Below are 15,067 nucleotides of genomic sequence, written 5' to 3'. Positions count from 1 at the left end.
CTCAGAGTGTATCGGGTTCGGCGGCCACCGATTCGGCCGGCGACGCTCGGCGGCCGGCGCGGGCGCGGGCCGTGAAGCCGCCGACGACCGCGCCGACGGCGACGGTGAGTGCGGCGACGCCCGCGACGGCCCAGCCGTCCGGGCCGGTCTCGGCGAGGCGGCCCGGGCCGATCGCCCCGCCCGACCACCAGGCGCCGAGGCCGAGGACGAGTCCGGCGAGGAGGCCCGCGCCCACGCCGACGACGAGCGGATGCCACCACGGCACCCGGCCCGGCGCGGCGTGCGGTGCCGGGCTCCACTCGCTGCCGGCTCCGGGGTCGAGCTCGCTGCGGCTGCCGGTCGTGGCATCCGCTGCGCCCGCCGCGACCCGCCAGACGAGGTATGCGCCCACGAAGGCCGCGAGCACCGGGACGACGAGCCAGAGGCCCGACATCGGGGAGCCGTCGCTCGGCAGTGCGCCCGCGACGGGCAGGCCGGGCACGGGCCCGAGCAGGGTGCCGGCCGGCGTGACCTGGGTGCCGGCGCCGATGGCGAAGCCGGGGCCGAGCAGCCACGATGCCCCCCAGAGCACGAGGTTCGGCAGGAGTGCCAGCTCCGCGACGAAGATGGCGACGCCCCCGTCGAAGCCGGCGCCGAGCACCTGGTGCAGCCCCGTGATCGTGGCGTAGCTCGAGACGATCGCCCACGCGACGACGAGCCCGGCGACGGCGAGCACGGCGAAGGCCGAGCCGACGCCGACGCGCCACGCCCGCCCGGCGAGCTCGAGCCACTCGTCGGGGACGGCGGAGGGCAGCAGATCGATGAGCCGGTCGCGCAGCTCCTCCGAGCTCAGCAGGCCGATGACGACCCCCGCGGCCGTGATCGCCGCCGGGAGCAGCGCGCCCTGCCAGATCGAGGCGTGCGCGGCCGGGTGCCGGGCGGCGAGGGTGGCGACGAGCCCCACGGCCCCGGAGACGACGACCGCGGCGACGAGGCCCGTCACCGGAGCTCCGGCGGCGACCGCGCGGCGCCCGATGCGGCGGGCGACGAGCAGGGTGAGCAGCGCGAATCCGAGCAGCGCGATCGTGATCGGGAACGCCGCTTCGGCGCCGGGCACCCCCGTACCGGCGGCGGTCGCCTCGTCGAGCTGGACCGTGAGGTCGACGCCGTGGCCGAGGAGCCAGACGTCGGCGGCGGCGCGGAACACGACGTCGAGCCCGAGGCCCAGCTGGAAGTGCATGCCCCAGAGCAGCATGAGCGGCACGAGGGCGATGCCGTAGCCGACGAGCGCCGAGACGAGGGCCTCGAGCGCGGCGAGCAGGGCGACCGTGGTGCGTCTCATGACCCGGTCGAGCCTAGCGGAACGAGGACGCGTCGCCGCTCGCCACGACGAGGCTGCGTCACTCCCGTCCGCGCGCCGTCGCGACGGCGTCGTCGGCGACCGCGGCGTCCGCGGCGGCGTCGTCGAGCTGAGTCGACCGCCCGGCCGCCGGTGGGGCGGGGTCCGCGCGCGCGTCCCCGTCCGCCGCCTGCGCGTCCGCGCGCTCCTCGGCCGGCCGGCGCAGCAGCTCGACCAGCAGGATGGCGAGCAGCGCGACGAGCACGGTCGTCACCACGAGCCCGGTCGTGAGCGGGCGGCCGAACAGCACGACGAGCACCGCGACGAGGGCGATGCCGAGGTAGGCGGCCGAGCGGAAGCGGTCGAGGGCGATGCCGAAGGTGCCTGTCGTGATGCCGTACTTCGCCGCCTGTCGCCGGATCGCCGCGAACATCGCGTTCGAGAAGCCTCGGAGCGCCTGCGCCGGGCGGAACGGCCCGGCCCACCAGGCGATGATCGCCGTCAGCAGGCCGAGCACGAGTCCGGCGACGATCGTGGAGCGGATGAGCTCGATGATCTGCTCGTACAGGGCGCCCGCGGCGCCGGCCGGCATGATCGAGGGGCTCACCGTGCCGACGAAGAACAGCCGGCCGATGCCGACCCCGGCGGCGAGGGTCGCCATGACGAGCGCGAAGCCCGCGGCCGTCCAGACGAATGCCCGCGGTCGGTTGCGGGCGAGCAGCACGCCGCCCACGAGCATCGCGAGCACCACCCAGGGCAGCCAGGTGCCGACGGCCACGGCGAGCGCGTACACGGTCTGCACGAGCACGAGCGAGTCGGCCTGGGCGATCGCGATGCTCTGGTCGACGACCGGGATGGCGCTCGCGAACCCCACCCCCCGGTCGACGAGCTGCTGCTTCACCGTCTCGATGATCGGACCGAGCTGCACCGAGAGCTGCCCGCCTGGGCCGATCTCGAGCGCGGCGTTCGGATCGCCCTGGATCGCGGCGATCGCCTGCCGGTGACTCACCCGCAGTGCCGTCGCCCACGTGTCGGCGAAGGCGTCGGAGGCGATCACCTGGCTCACCGTCTGGGCGACGAGCGCCTGCAGGCCCTGCGCCGCAGGGCCTTCGAGGAGGCCGAGCGCGTCGGCCGCGCGGGGCGGCAGGTCGAGCGAGCGGATGCCGTCGAACACCTCGGAGGTGAGCTCGGGGATGTCGACCTGCTCCTCGATGATCCCGGTGACGGTGTCGGCGACGAACGCCTGCACCTCGGGGTCGTCCGCGAGCGGGGCGAAGGTCGCCACGAAGCGGTCGGTGTCGACGAGTTCGAGGCGCGCCCAGGAGCTCAGCAGCGCGACCGGGGTGAGCAGGAGCGCGAGGACGACGAGGATGCCGGACACGATCGACCGCCAGCGCCCGGGCTTCCGGTGTCCCCCGCCGGTGCCGGCCGAGGCGTCCGCACCGTCACCGGCCGTGCCGCGCTCGGTCTCGCGGGAGCGCAGCTCCCGGTTCTCCGCCTCGAGCAGCGCGATCCGCGCCTCGAGGTCCGCCTGCGTCTTCGCCATGTTCCCCCCTGGCATGACGATAGCGGCTCGGATGCCGCGCGCGACAGTGCGGGCACGGCTCCGGCCGGGCACGACGAAGGCCCCGTCGGTCGATGCCGACGGGGCCTTCGTGCGGAGCGGAGGAGCGCTGCTCCGGCGATCAGAGCGCCGAGTAGACCTCGCGCAGGAGACGGGCCGTCTCGCTCGGCGTCTTGCCGACCTTGACGCCCGCGGCCTCGAGGGCCTCCTTCTTGGCCTGGGCGGTGCCCGCCGAGCCGGAGACGATGGCGCCGGCGTGGCCCATGGTCTTGCCCTCGGGCGCGGTGAAGCCGGCGACGTAGCCGACGACCGGCTTCGTCACGTTCGCCTTGATGAAGTCGGCCGCACGCTCCTCGGCGTCGCCGCCGATCTCGCCGATCATGACGATCGCCTTCGTCTCGGGGTCGGCCTCGAACGCGGCGAGCGCGTCGATGTGCGTCGTGCCGATGACGGGGTCGCCGCCGATGCCGATCGCGGTCGAGAAGCCGAGGTCGCGCAGCTCGTACATCATCTGGTACGTGAGGGTGCCGGACTTCGAGACGAGGCCGATCGGGCCCTTGCCGGTGATGTTCGCGGGGGTGATGCCGACGAGCGACTCACCGGGGCTGATGATGCCGGGGCAGTTCGGCCCGATGATGCGGGTCGAGCCGCCCTTCTCCTTGGCGTAGGCCCAGAACTCGGCGGAGTCCTGCACGGGCACGCCCTCGGTGATGATGACGAGGAGCGGGATCTCGGCGTCGATGGCCTCGATCACGGCGTCCTTCGTGAAGGCCGGCGGCACGAAGGCGATCGACACGTCGGCGCCGGTCGCGGCGATGGCCTCGGCGACCGTGGCGAACACGGGCAGCTCGACGTCGGCGCCCGAGGCGTCCTGGTGAAGCACGGTGGTGCCGGCCTTGCGGGCGTTCACGCCGCCGACCACCTGGGTGCCGGCCGCGAGCATGCGGGCGGTGTGCTTCGAGCCCTCGCCGCCGGTGATGCCCTGGACGATGACCTTGGAGTCCTTGTTGAGGAAGATCGTCATGGTTCTGCTGTCCTTACGCGTTCGCCAGCTCGGCGGCCTTGTCGGCGCCCTGGTCCATGTTCTCGGCGAGGGTCACGAGCGGGTGCGCCGCCTCCTCGAGGATGCGGCGGCCCTCGACGACGTTGTTGCCGTCGAGCCGCACGACGAGCGGCTTGTTCGCGGCGGAGCCGAGTTCGGCGAGCGCGCCGACGATGCCCTTCGCGACCTGGTCGCAGGCGGTGATGCCGCCGAAGACGTTCACGAAGACGCTCTTCACCTGCGGGTCGCCGAGGATGATCGACAGGCCGTTGGCCATGACCTCGGCCGAGGCGCCGCCGCCGATGTCGAGGAAGTTCGCGGGCTTCACCGAGCCGTGGTTCTCGCCGGCGTAGGCGACGACGTCGAGCGTCGACATGACGAGGCCCGCGCCGTTGCCGATGATGCCGACCTCGCCGTCGAGCTTGACGTAGTTGAGGTCGAGCGCCTTGGCCTTGGCTTCGAGCGGGTCGGCGGCGTCCTTGTCTTCCAGCAGCGCGTGGCCGGCGTGACGGAACTCGGCGTTCTCGTCGAGGCTGACCTTGCCGTCGAGGGCGATGATCTTGCCGTCCTCGTCGAGGATGAGCGGGTTGACCTCGACGAGCGTCGCGTCTTCCTTGTCGTAGACCTCGTAGAGCTTCACGAAGACCTCGGCGACGCGGTCGACGAGCTCGGCCGGGAAGTTCGCGGCGACGGCGATCTCCTTCGCCTTCTCGAGCGAGATGCCGGCGATCGGGTCGACCTCGATGCGCGCGAGCGCCTCGGGCTTCTCGACGGCGAGCTGCTCGATCTCCATGCCGCCCTCGACGCTCGTGAGCGAGAGGTAGGAGCGGTTGGCCCGGTCGAGCAGCACGGAGAAGTAGAACTCCTGCGCGATGCGGGCGCCACCGGCGACCATGACGCGCTTCACGACGTGGCCCTTGATGTCGAGCCCGAGGATGGCCTTGGCCGCCTCGTACGCCTCGTCGGGGGTCTTCGCGACCTTGACGCCGCCGGCCTTGCCGCGGCCGCCCGTCTTCACCTGGGCCTTGACCACGACGACGCCGCCGAGCTGCTCGGCGGCCGCACGCACCGCTTCGGGGGTGTCGGCCACGATGCCGGGGAGCACCGGCACCCCGTACTGCTCGAAGAGGTCTCTGGCCTGGTACTCGTAAAGATCCACGCTCTGCTTCCAATCGGTCCGCGCGGGTTCGCGCAGGGATGGTGGGTGAGGGACCCGGCCCCGAAACTCTCTCGATGTCGAGCTATCGGCACGGGCCGCCTGCCATGCTACTCCCCTTGTCCGACGCCGCCGAACCGGGGTCGCCCGGGGCCGCTCGGACCGGCGCTGGAAGCACGGCCCGACCGCGGGCGGGCTGAGCGGCGAGGCATCCCGTCCGGGGCGATCCGCGGGAACTCGTGGAGCGAGAAGACGAACTCGACGGGCACCTCGAAGAAGCGCGCGATGCGCAGAGCGAGGTGCAGGCTCGGGTTGAACTCGCCCCGCTCGAGATAGCCGACGGTCTGGTAGTGCACGCCGATCGCCTGGGCGAGCTCTTCGACAACGACGCGAAGGTGCGCGCCCCGGTCGACGCGATGGCGCTCATCGCCCGCCTACCGGCGCCGGCCCGATGAGGGCAGCCTCGGCATCCTGGCGGTGCGGGTCGCGCCCTGCGAGACTGCCGGCATGACGGATGCCGCGGCAGCCCCCTTCCACTCCGACGAACCGCACGACCCGCGCGTGCACGAACGGCTGAACTGGCTCCGCGCCGGGGTGCTCGGCGCGAACGACGGGATCATCTCGGTCGCCGCGCTCGTCGTCGGCGTCGCCGCGGCGACGAGCGAGACCGGCCCGATCCTCGTCGCGGGCGTCGCGTCCGTCGTGGCCGGGGCGATCTCGATGGGACTCGGCGAGTACGTCTCGGTGTCGAGCCAGCGCGACACCGAGCACGCCCTCATCGCGAAGGAGCGCTGGGAACTCGCGGCCATGCCGGAGCAGGAGCTCGACGAGCTCGCCGGCATCTACCGCTCGAAGGGCTTGAGCGCCGAGACCGCGGAGCAGGTCGCCCGCGAGCTCACCGCGCACGATGCTCTCGCCGCCCACCTCGAAGCGGAGCTGCACATCGCCGAGGCCGACGTCGTGAACCCCTGGCACGCGGCCGGTGCATCGGCCCTGTCCTTCCTCGTGGGCGCGGTGCTGCCGATGCTCGCGATCCTGCTGCCGCCCGCCGAGTGGCGCATCGCGGCGACGTTCGGCGCGGTTATCGTCGCGCTCGCGATCACCGGCTGGCTGTCCGCCTGGATCGGGGGCGCCCCGCGCGGCCGTGCTGTGGCGCGTGTGGTCGTCGGCGGCGCACTCGCTCTCGCGGTGACCTGGCTGATCGGCTGGCTCCTCGGCGGCGCGGTCTAAGCCCGAGGTCCCCCACGGCCGACGCTCGGCGTCGCGGTCGTCGGCGGGGGCATCGGCACGGTCTCGACGAATCGCCGGGCGGCGAGGACCGCGACGACGCCCACCGCCGCGCCGATCACCGTCTCGAGCACGCGGTCGCCCAGCAGTCCGATGAGCGGGGCCGGCGACGCGAGATGCGCCACGGTCAGCGCCATGGGGGTGATGAAGACGAGCGCCGTGCCGTAGTGCCGGGTGACGAGCACCTCGGCCCCGAACTGGCAGACCGCGACGGCGGCGACGAGCAGCCAGATCGACGGCTCCGGCCAGAGCAGCAGCGCCGCGACCGCCACGCCGCCGATCGTGCCGAGCACCCGGTGCACCGCCCGTGAGACGGTGTGGCCGGCGCGCGCCGGTGGGATGACCGCGACGGCGCTGACGACCGCCCAGTACGGATGGCCCGTGCCGAGTGCGATCGCGATGGCCCCGGCGGCAAGCGCGGCGACGACGTTCTGCACGACGTTCAGCCAGAGCCGCGGGTCGGTGTGGCCCCGCCCGCGGACCGGGGTGCTCCGCGGCAGCGGCCGGAACAGCCGCTGCGCCCGACGCCCGGCGAGCCGCCGCAGCAGCCAGCCGGACATGGCCAGGAGCCAGGCGAGGACGGTCGCCGCGACCGCGACGCCCCAGCGCTGCCACCCGGTGCCGTCGTCGACCGGGAGCGCTGCGCAGACGAGCAGCCCGAACACCGCGAACAGCGGCGTCGAGGGCGTCACGCCGAGCATGTTGTACGCGACGATCACGGCCGCGATGACGAGCGCGAGCACGGCGGCCTGCACGAGTGGTCCGGCGCCGCCGACGGAGAGCAGGATGCCGAGTCCGGTCGCCGCGAGCTGCACGACGGCCGCGGTGGTGACGGTGCGGAGCCGGGTGCGGTACGGCTCGCTGCGTCCGAAGATCGCCGTCATCCCGCCAAACGCGGCGTAGGCGGCCCAATCGATGCGGCCGACGGCGACGAGGATCGCGAGCGGCGCCGCCGCGGCGACGGCCGCCCGGAGCGCGACCTCGAGGTCGAGCTGACGAGCGGAGCGCCACCACCCGGCCATCGCCGCGACCGCGCGGTTCACGCGGCCCGTCCGAGCGGCAGAGCCGCCGTCCTCTCGCGGGTCGCCCGGGTCTGCCAGTTCACAGCTTCTCGATGGGCGCGATCTTGATGAGGAGCTTCTTCTGCCCGGCGGTGTCGAAGGCGACGTGGGCGATGCGCTTGGTGCCCTCGCCCGTGACCTGGGTGACGCGCCCCTCGCCGAAGTCGGTGTGCCGGATGCGGTCGCCGGCCTCGAGCGTGAGGTCGCCGTTGTCGCGCACGGTGCCGGTGACTTTGTTGGCCCACTCCGTCTTGGCGGCGGGTGCCCGGGTGACGCTGAAACGGTCGAGGTCGCGGCGGGACTCGAGGCCGCCGCCCCAGCGCTCGGACCCGCGACGGGCGTTGAGCGCGCGCGGCTGGGTGCCGCCCCGGCTCGTCGCCATGCCGGGCGACTGCTTCCAGTCGATGAGTTCGTCGGGGATCTCTTGCAGGTACCGGCTCGGCATCGCGACGGCGACCTCTCCGAACTGGGCCCGGCTCATCGCGAGCGAGAGGTAGAGGCGCTTGCGGGCGCGGGTGATGCCGACGTAGAAGAGCCGCCGCTCCTCGGCGGGGCCGCCGGGCTCGGAGGCCGACATCTGGTGCGGCAGCAGGCCCTCCTCGATGCCGGTGAGGAACACCGCGTGGTACTCGAGGCCCTTCGCGGTGTGCAGGGTCATCAGCGAGACGGTGCCCGATTCGTCGTCGATCTCATCGGCCGCGGCGACGAGAGAGACCTGGGTGAGGAAGTCGACGAGGGTGGCGCCGGGGTTCTCCCGGTCGAAGTCGCGCGTCTGCGCGACGAGCTCGTCGACGTTCTCGGCACGGGTCTCGTCCTGCGGGTCGCGGCTGTTGCGGAGCGCGTCGAGGAGTCCGGAGCGCTGCACGAGGAAGACGAGCACGTCGGACACCTTCGCCGCGCCCTCGTTGGTACCGGCGTCGATGCCGGCCTGGGAGGGGACGAGCATCGCGGCGGCTTCGTCGAGCACGTCGGCGAGCGCGGTGATCGCTCCGGTGACCTTGGGTCCGAGGCCGAGCGCACCCGCGTGCCGCATGGCCTGGCGGAAGCTCAGCTCGTTCTGCTCGGCGTAGTTCGCGATCGCGGTCTCGGTGGCCGGGCCGATGCCCCGCTTCGGGGTGTTCAGGATGCGGCGGAGCGCGAGCTCGTCGAGCGGGTTCGCCACCGCCACGAGGTACGCCATCGCGTCTTTGATCTCGGCCCGCTCGTAGAACTTGGTGCCGCCGACGACCCGGTACGGCAGCGCCGATCGGACGAAGATCTCCTCCAGCGCACGGGTCTGCGCGTTGGTGCGGTAGAACACGGCGATGTCGCGGTAGGCCACCCCCGCGCGATGCAGCGCTTCGATCTCGTCGGCGATGAACTGGGCCTCGTCGTGGGCGGTGTAGCCCGTGTAGCCCACGATCTTGTCGCCGTCGCCGTCGGCCGTCCACAGCTTCTTGTCTTTGCGGTCGAAGTTGTTCGAGATGACGGCGTTCGCGGCCGAGAGGATGTTCTGCGTCGAGCGGTAGTTCTGCTCGAGGAGCACCACCTCGGCACCCGGGAAGTCGCGCTCGAACTCGGCGATGTTACGGATGTCGGCACCGCGGAAGGCGTAGATCGACTGGTCGGAGTCGCCGACGACGGTGAGCGAGGCCCCGGGGATGCGCCCGTTGCGGTCGGTGAGGCCGCGCACGAGGATGCCGTGCTCGTCGAGTTCGGCGACGATCTCGGGCTCGACGGGCCGGGTGAGCTCGTGGATGAGCGCGTACTGCGCGTGGTTCGTGTCCTGGTACTCGTCGACGAGGAGGTGCCGGAAGCGCCGCTGGTAGAGGGCGGCGACCTTCGGGAACGCCCGGAACAGGTAGACGGTCTCAGCGATCAGATCGTCGAAGTCGAGCGCGCTGGCGTCACGGAGGCGGCGCGTGTACTGGCGGAAGATCTCGAGGAACGTGAGCTCCTGCGGATCGTTCGTGTTGACGTTGCGGGCGTACGTCTCGACATCGGCCAGCTCGTTCTTGAGCTTCGAGATCTTGCCCTGGGCGCCGGCGGGCGTGAAGCCCATCGTGTCGGCGTTCAGCTCTTTGATGATGCGCTTCAGGATGGTGCGCTGGTCGGCGGAGTCGTAGATGGTGAAGGTCGAGCTGAGCCCGAGCGACTCCGCCTCGCGCCGGAGGATGCGCACGCACGCGGAGTGGAAGGTCGAGATCCACATGCCCTGCGCGCTGTCACCGAGCAGCGCCTGCACGCGCTCGCGCATCTCGGCGGCGGCTTTGTTGGTGAAGGTGATCGCGAGGATCTGGCTCGGCCAGGCCTCGCGCGTCTCGATGAGGTGCGCGATGCGGTGCGTGAGCACCCGGGTCTTGCCGGAGCCGGCGCCCGCCACGATGAGCAGCGCCGGCCCGCGGTACTCGACCGCAGCCTTCTGCTGGGGGTTGAGTCCGTCGGTGAGGCGGCTGCCCGCGCTGTCGCGCACGGGAGCATCGGCCTCGCGCCAGCCGGCCGGGTCGTCGGGGTCGAGGATCAGCGTCATGTCCCTCCAAGTCTAGGCGGGACCGCTGACAGCCGACCTCGCCGGTTCAGGCCGGCGGCGCCGGTGGCTGCTGGGTCGGTGGTTGCGGTGCCGGCGGCTGCGGCGCCGGCGGCTGCGGAGCCGGCGGCTGGCCCGGGGCGGGCGGTGCAGGCTGCGCGTACCCGGGCGGAGGCGGCGGCGTCGGCTGGCCGTACCCGGGCGGAGGCGGCGGTGTCGGCTGGCCGTACCCGGGCGGAGGTGGCGGCGGACCCGGCTGCGCAGTCGGCTGCCCATACCCAGGCTGACCATACCCCGGCTGGCCATACCCAGGCTGGCCGTACCCCGGCTGCCCGTACCCAGGCTGGCCATACCCAGGCTGCCCGTACCCGGCCTGCACGTTCGCCGGCGGCGTCGGCCGGGCCTCTCGCGGCTCGAAGGCGCGCAGAATGAGCGGGATGACCGCGGCGACGACGGCGATGAGTGAAGTCGCCCCCGCGGTGCGCCACCACCAGTCGGGCCAGTCGGGCTCGGGGAACGCCGACGGGATCGAGAGGACGAGCGCCGTCGCCCACACGAAGATGAGCGTGACGATGCCCGAGATGCGGGTGGCCGTCTTCTTCGCCCGCGCGACGAAGTGGAGCCCGTAGAGCTGGGTCAGCAACAGCGCCAACCGCAGCAGGATGACGACCGCGATGAAGCGGCCCATCTGGGCGGCCCAGACGCCCGGGTCGGCGGTGTCGGCCGGCTGGAGCCAGCCGTTCCACACCTTCATCAGGCCGATCGCCACGAGGACGACGTTGACGATGGTCGAGGCCGCCAGGTACCACCGGTTGGGCCCGTCGGCGATGGTGGTGTCGAGCAGCACGGTGCCGGCGAACACCGCGACGAGCAGCATCGTGAGCCAGGCGCGGCCGGCGACGTTGGCCTGGTCGCCGACGATGATGAAGAACCCGCCGAGCAGGGCCGCGGCCACCAGCATGCCGATGGAGAGCCAGAGCGCGACCTTCGCGGTGCGCGAGCGTTGCAGTGGGGCGGAACCCGGAGCTGAGGGCTCTGAACCCGGAATGGTGCTGGACATCGTTCCTCCTGTCGAGGCCGGCGTGCCTGGGATCCTCAGCCTAGCGATACGGGTGCGCCCCGCCGAGGCATCCACCCGCCCTGTGGAAAGTTCGACCGCGACGTCGGCGGCTGCGGCGAGGTGCGCTCAGTCGCGCTCGCCTCGTGCCTCGATCCCCAGGTCGGGCTGGTCCACGAAGATGCCGTCGACGCCGGTCTCGATCACCGCGCGGAACTCCCCCAGCCAGTCCCCCCAGTGGGCCCGCGCCGAGCCGCGCCGGAACGCCGGAGTGAGGAAGCGGTTCTCGGGCCTGAGCGTCCAGGTGTAGACGCCCAGGCCGGCGCTGTGTGCGGCATCCACGAGATCCGCGCCGTGCAGCGGGCCGCGGCGCCTCGCCGCGCCGACCAGCCGCGATTTCGAGACGCTCACGCCGTCGAAGCGGCCCGCGAGCCGCATCAACCCCGCCTCCGTCACGGCGTCGTCGTAGCTCACGGCGGCTGCGCCGTCGCGGAGCACCAGGTCCCACGGGGCCCCCGACTCCTCGATCAGGAAGACCCGGGCCCCGCGCACGCCCCGATCGGCCAGCCGGTCGAGGATCGTCGGCTCGAAGGACTCCAGGATGAGCCGTGCGTCGCCACGCCCCCAGCCGGCCGCCTCGAGCTCGGCGGCGAACAGTTCGTCGAGCGGCAGGCCGATCCGGGCGAAGTGGCTCGCGTGCTTGAACTCGGCCACGATGCGCAGCAGCCGGTCCTGAGCCGCCGCGGTCTCCTCGACGAGCTGCAGCAGATCCCGGAAGCGCAGCAGCGGGAACCGACCGTCGAAGCTCGTGCTCGCCTGCCGCAGCGCGCCCAGTCGTTCGGTCGCCCGGAGGCTCGCGAGCTCGGCCCAGGTGAAGTCCTCGGTGAACCAGCCGGTGAGCTGAGCGCCGTCGATCTCGCGCGTCGTACGCCGCCCGGCGAACTCCGGCCGGCTCGCGACATCCGTCGTGCCGGAGATCTCGTTCTCGTGCCGGAGCACCAGCACGCCGTCGCGCGTGGCGACGAGGTCGGGCTCGACGGCTTCCGCGCCGAGCGCGAAGGCGAGCTCGTAGGCGGCTCGGGTGTGCTCGGGCCGGTAGCCGGAGGCGCCGCGGTGTCCGATGACGAGCGGATGGCCCGCAGTGTCTGCCAGCATGCGCATAGCGTAGCGACGGCATGGCACCTGAGGATGATCTCCGGCGCATTCTCGGCGTCGTCACGGCTGGACACGGTAGATTCGTAGGAATCCGGTATGCAGCCGCGCCCGGATTCCCCTCCACCCGACGAACGCCGAAAGCAGAGGAACCGTTCATGGCACTCGACAATCCCGCCTTCTCGCGGAACCCCGCATTCTCCCAGCAGGGGGCGGTGGCCGCAGCGCAGGACGTGTCGGCCCAGCAGCTGCAGGAGATGTACGACCGCCCGACCACGCTGCCCGACAACGAGGTCATGACGGTCGAGAACACCATCTCGAAGACCGTCGCCTCGTTCGGTGTGCTGCTCGTCGGCGCCGCCGCGGGCTTCGCCCTCACCCCGACCATGCCGTGGGTGTTCTGGGTCGGCGCCATCGTCGGCTTCGTGCTCGCGATGGTCAACATCTTCAAGCGCGAGCCCTCGCCCGCGCTGATCCTCGCCTACGCGGCCGCGCAGGGGCTCTTCGTCGGCGGCATCTCGCTGATCTACGAGACCCAGTACTCGGGCATCATCGCCCAGGCCGTGCTCGGCACCCTCGCCGTCTTCGGCGTGACGCTCGCCCTGTTCGCGAGCGGCAAGGTGCGCGCCTCGAAGAAGGCCACCAAGGTCTTCCTCATCGCCATGGTCGGCTATCTCGTCTTCTCGCTCGTCAACATGATCCTCATGTGGACCGGCGTCAACAGCGACCCGTGGGGCCTCCGCGGCGTCGAGATCATGGGCATCCCGCTCGGCCTCGTCATCGGCGTGCTCGTCATCCTGATGGCCGCCTACTCGCTCGTGCTCGACTTCGACGCCATTCAGCAGGGCGTGCGCAACCGTGCCCCGAAGAAGTACGGCTGGTCCGGTGCCTTCGGCATCATGGTCACCGTCATCTGGCTCTACCTCGAGATCCTGCGTTTCATCGCGATCGCGCGAGACTAGTCGCAGCAGCAGTTCGACTGCACGAACGGGTCGCCTTCGGGCGGCCCGTTCGTCGTTCCGGGCGACGGTGCGCCGCTCCGCTCAGCTCCGCCGACTCGCCTTGGCGAGCAGTACCGCGCGTTCCCGGGCGTTCTGCGTGCGCTCGGCCGCGAGCTCGAACTCGACGCGGGCCTCCTCGTGGCGGCCGAGCCGCGCGAGCAGCTCGCCGCGCACGCTCGGCAACAGATGGGACAGCGCCAACCGCGGCTCGCCGGCGAGCCCGTCGACGATGACGAGGGCCGGCTCCGGGCCATCCGCCATCGACACGGCGACCGCTCGGTTCAACGCGACGAGCGGTGACCCCGAGAGCTCCGCGAGCGCGTCGTAGACGGCGACGATCGCGTCCCAGTCGGTCTCCTCGACCGAAGCGGCCCGGTCGTGCTCGAGGGCGATCGCCGCCTGGAGCGCGTACGGGCCGCGCCCCCGACCGATCGCGTCGGCGCGTTCCAGTGCGGCCCGACCCCGGCCGATCGCCCCGCGCTCCCACCGGGAGCGGTCCTGATCGGCGAGGAGCACCGGGGCCCCCTCGGCATCCGTCCGCGCGGGGAATCGCGCCGCGGTGAGCTCCATGAGCGCGACGAGCCCCTGCGCCTCCGGCTCGCCCGGGAGCAGGGCGGCGACGATGCGCGCGAGACGGAGCGCCTCCCGGCTGAGCTCGGGGCGCATCCAGTCCTCGCCGCCGCTCGCCGCGTGCCCCTCCGTGAAGATCAGGTACAGCACGCCGAGCACGGCATCGAGCCGCGTCGGCAGTTCCGTGCGCGGCGGCACCTCGAACGCGACGCCCGCGTCGGCGAGCGTCTTCTTCGCCCGCACGACGCGCTGCTGCACCGTGGAGACCGGCACGAGGAACATCCGCGCGACCTCCTCGCTCGTGAGGCCGCCGACGACGCGGAGGGTGAGCGCGACGCGCGCCTCACGACTCAGCACTGGATGGCAGGCGACGAACACGAGCCGGAGGACGTCGTCGTCGATGCGGTCGGGGTCGTACGGCGGCTGCTCCGCCTCGGCGGCCCGTTCCGCCTCGAGATCGTGGGCGATCGCGGCCATCCGCTCGTCGTAGCGTTCCCGCCGCCGCCAGCCGTCGATCGCGCGGCGCTTCGCGACGGCGGTGAGCCAGGCGCCCGGATTCCGTGGGACGCCCTGCGCGGGCCACTGCTCGAGCGCCTCGGCGAGCGCCTCCTGGGCCAGGTCCTCGGCGAGCGCGAAGTCGCCGACGAAGCGGGTGAGCGCGCCGACGATGCGGGGCGCCTCGATGCGCCAGACCGCGGCGACGCGCTCGGCGACCATGGCCGAGTCGGCTGCCGGGCCACGGGCGGATGCCTCGCCGCGCGCGCGGGAGCGCCGCACCGACTCCTCGTCGATGCGGCGCCGCCCGGGTCCGTCGCTCACGCGGCCAGCGGGCTCAGGCCTGCGCGGCCCGCTGGGCCTGCTCCTCGCGCCAGCCTTCCTCCTTCTGCACCCACTCGTTGTCGGCGGGGAAGTCCGAGGCGTCGGTCACCCGGCGCACCTCGAGGAACGCCCCCGGACCGAGCGGCGCCCGGCTCGCCCACTCGGCGGCCTCGGCCTTGGAACCCACCTCGATGATCCAGAAGCCGTTGAACAGCTCCTTGATCTCGCCGTAGGGGCCGTCGGTGACGAGCGGCGTCTCGCCGGAGAAGTCGACGACGAAGCCCTCGCTCGCGTCCGACAGCCCCTCGCCCGCGAGCAGCACGCCGGCCTTCATCATGGACTCGTTGTAGCGCCCCATCGCGGCGATGACCTCGGTGAAGTCCATCTCCCCGTAGGCGGCGACGCCGCGCTCGTCAGCTCGCATGATCAGCATGTACTTGGTCATGATTCCGTCTCCTGTTCGGATCGATCGGGGTCGGTTCCGACCCTCTCACTCATCACGTCGAACGGGAAGCGCGCCGATCGACACGGGTC

Annotated in this window: 13 protein-coding genes; 2 read left to right on the top strand and 11 right to left on the bottom strand. The window is 72.3% G+C overall.

Going from position 1 to position 15,067, the window contains the following annotated elements:
- Window position 1: 1 nt before the first annotated feature.
- The 5 genes from M3147_RS00635 to M3147_RS19450 form a co-directional block, all read right to left on the bottom strand.
- Window positions 2-1,321 carry a cell division protein PerM gene (locus tag M3147_RS00635; RefSeq protein ID WP_251201607.1) on the bottom strand — a complete coding sequence of 440 codons (1,320 nt, stop codon included), beginning with the start codon at window positions 1,319-1,321 and terminating at the stop codon, window positions 2-4.
- 58 nt (window positions 1,322-1,379) lie between these two features.
- Window positions 1,380-2,864 (bottom strand): hypothetical protein, encoded by a 1,485-nt coding sequence (locus M3147_RS00630; RefSeq protein WP_251201606.1) that lies wholly within the window; start codon window positions 2,862-2,864, stop codon window positions 1,380-1,382.
- 139 nt (window positions 2,865-3,003) lie between these two features.
- The gene (sucD, locus tag M3147_RS00625; protein ID WP_251201605.1) at window positions 3,004-3,906 is read right to left on the bottom strand and encodes a succinate--CoA ligase subunit alpha; all 903 of its coding nucleotides are present in this window, start codon (window positions 3,904-3,906) and stop codon (window positions 3,004-3,006) included.
- Between the two features lie 13 nt (window positions 3,907-3,919).
- A complete protein-coding gene (sucC, locus tag M3147_RS00620; protein WP_251201604.1) occupies window positions 3,920-5,083 on the bottom strand; it encodes an ADP-forming succinate--CoA ligase subunit beta in 1,164 nt (387 codons plus the stop codon).
- Window positions 5,084-5,190: 107 nt separating this feature from the next.
- Window positions 5,191-5,436: a helix-turn-helix transcriptional regulator gene (locus tag M3147_RS19450; RefSeq protein ID WP_251201603.1), complete on the bottom strand. Its 246-nt coding sequence runs from the start codon at window positions 5,434-5,436 to the stop codon at window positions 5,191-5,193.
- A gap of 151 nt (window positions 5,437-5,587) precedes the next feature.
- On the opposite strand from M3147_RS19450, the gene M3147_RS00610 reads away from it, so the two are divergent.
- Window positions 5,588-6,310 carry a VIT1/CCC1 transporter family protein gene (locus M3147_RS00610; RefSeq protein ID WP_251201602.1) on the top strand — a complete coding sequence of 241 codons (723 nt, stop codon included), beginning with the start codon at window positions 5,588-5,590 and terminating at the stop codon, window positions 6,308-6,310.
- Here the strand turns inward: M3147_RS00610 and M3147_RS00605 are convergent.
- The 4 genes from M3147_RS00605 to M3147_RS00590 all read right to left on the bottom strand — a co-directional run bounded on the left by M3147_RS00605 (window position 6,307) and on the right by M3147_RS00590 (window position 12,146).
- Window positions 6,307-7,410 carry an FUSC family protein gene (locus M3147_RS00605; protein ID WP_251201601.1) on the bottom strand — a complete coding sequence of 368 codons (1,104 nt, stop codon included), beginning with the start codon at window positions 7,408-7,410 and terminating at the stop codon, window positions 6,307-6,309. The genes M3147_RS00610 and M3147_RS00605 overlap by 4 nt on opposite strands.
- Window positions 7,411-7,468: 58 nt before the next feature.
- Window positions 7,469-9,937, bottom strand: a complete 2,469-nt coding sequence (locus M3147_RS00600; RefSeq protein ID WP_251201600.1) for an ATP-dependent helicase — start codon at window positions 9,935-9,937, stop codon at window positions 7,469-7,471.
- Window positions 9,938-9,983: 46 nt separating this feature from the next.
- Entirely contained in the window at window positions 9,984-10,994 is a 1,011-nt protein-coding gene (locus M3147_RS00595) for a hypothetical protein (RefSeq protein WP_251201599.1), read from the bottom strand.
- A 126-nt stretch (window positions 10,995-11,120) separates the two neighbouring features.
- A complete protein-coding gene (locus M3147_RS00590; RefSeq protein WP_251201598.1) occupies window positions 11,121-12,146 on the bottom strand; it encodes a glycerophosphodiester phosphodiesterase family protein in 1,026 nt (341 codons plus the stop codon).
- A gap of 155 nt (window positions 12,147-12,301) precedes the next feature.
- Here M3147_RS00590 and M3147_RS00585 point away from each other — a divergent pair, with 155 nt between their 5' ends.
- On the top strand, window positions 12,302-13,105 hold the full coding sequence (locus M3147_RS00585) for a Bax inhibitor-1/YccA family protein (RefSeq protein ID WP_251201597.1): 804 nt from the start codon (window positions 12,302-12,304) through the stop codon (window positions 13,103-13,105).
- An 81-nt stretch (window positions 13,106-13,186) separates the two neighbouring features.
- Here M3147_RS00585 and M3147_RS00580 read toward each other — a convergent pair whose 3' ends face one another.
- Both M3147_RS00580 and M3147_RS00575 read right to left on the bottom strand, forming a co-directional pair.
- Window positions 13,187-14,431, bottom strand: a complete 1,245-nt coding sequence (locus tag M3147_RS00580; RefSeq protein WP_251202123.1) for an RNA polymerase sigma factor — start codon at window positions 14,429-14,431, stop codon at window positions 13,187-13,189.
- Window positions 14,432-14,546: 115 nt separating this feature from the next.
- Window positions 14,547-14,978: a YciI family protein gene (locus M3147_RS00575; RefSeq protein WP_251201596.1), complete on the bottom strand. Its 432-nt coding sequence runs from the start codon at window positions 14,976-14,978 to the stop codon at window positions 14,547-14,549.
- Window positions 14,979-15,067 lie beyond the last annotated feature (89 nt).

Origin of the sequence: Agromyces mediolanus, from assembly GCF_023715325.1 — a bacterium.
Lineage (GTDB): Bacteria > Actinomycetota > Actinomycetes > Actinomycetales > Microbacteriaceae > Agromyces > Agromyces mediolanus_A.
This window is presented reverse-complemented; position numbering and strand designations above follow the sequence as displayed.

Coding starts and splice junctions, on each gene's coding strand:
- M3147_RS00635 (WP_251201607.1), bottom strand. CDS start 1,321: ATGAGACGCACCACGGTCGCCCTGCTCGCCGCGCTCGAGGCCCTCGTC.
- M3147_RS00630 (WP_251201606.1), bottom strand. CDS start 2,864: ATGGCGAAGACGCAGGCGGACCTCGAGGCGCGGATCGCGCTGCTCGAG.
- sucD (WP_251201605.1), bottom strand. CDS start 3,906: ATGACGATCTTCCTCAACAAGGACTCCAAGGTCATCGTCCAGGGCATC.
- M3147_RS00610 (WP_251201602.1), top strand. CDS start 5,588: ATGACGGATGCCGCGGCAGCCCCCTTCCACTCCGACGAACCGCACGAC.
- M3147_RS00600 (WP_251201600.1), bottom strand. CDS start 9,937: ATGACGCTGATCCTCGACCCCGACGACCCGGCCGGCTGGCGCGAGGCC.
- M3147_RS00595 (WP_251201599.1), bottom strand. CDS start 10,994: ATGTCCAGCACCATTCCGGGTTCAGAGCCCTCAGCTCCGGGTTCCGCC.
- M3147_RS00590 (WP_251201598.1), bottom strand. CDS start 12,146: ATGCTGGCAGACACTGCGGGCCATCCGCTCGTCATCGGACACCGCGGC.
- M3147_RS00585 (WP_251201597.1), top strand. CDS start 12,302: ATGGCACTCGACAATCCCGCCTTCTCGCGGAACCCCGCATTCTCCCAG.
- M3147_RS00580 (WP_251202123.1), bottom strand. CDS start 14,431: ATGGTCGCCGAGCGCGTCGCCGCGGTCTGGCGCATCGAGGCGCCCCGC.
- M3147_RS00575 (WP_251201596.1), bottom strand. CDS start 14,978: ATGACCAAGTACATGCTGATCATGCGAGCTGACGAGCGCGGCGTCGCC.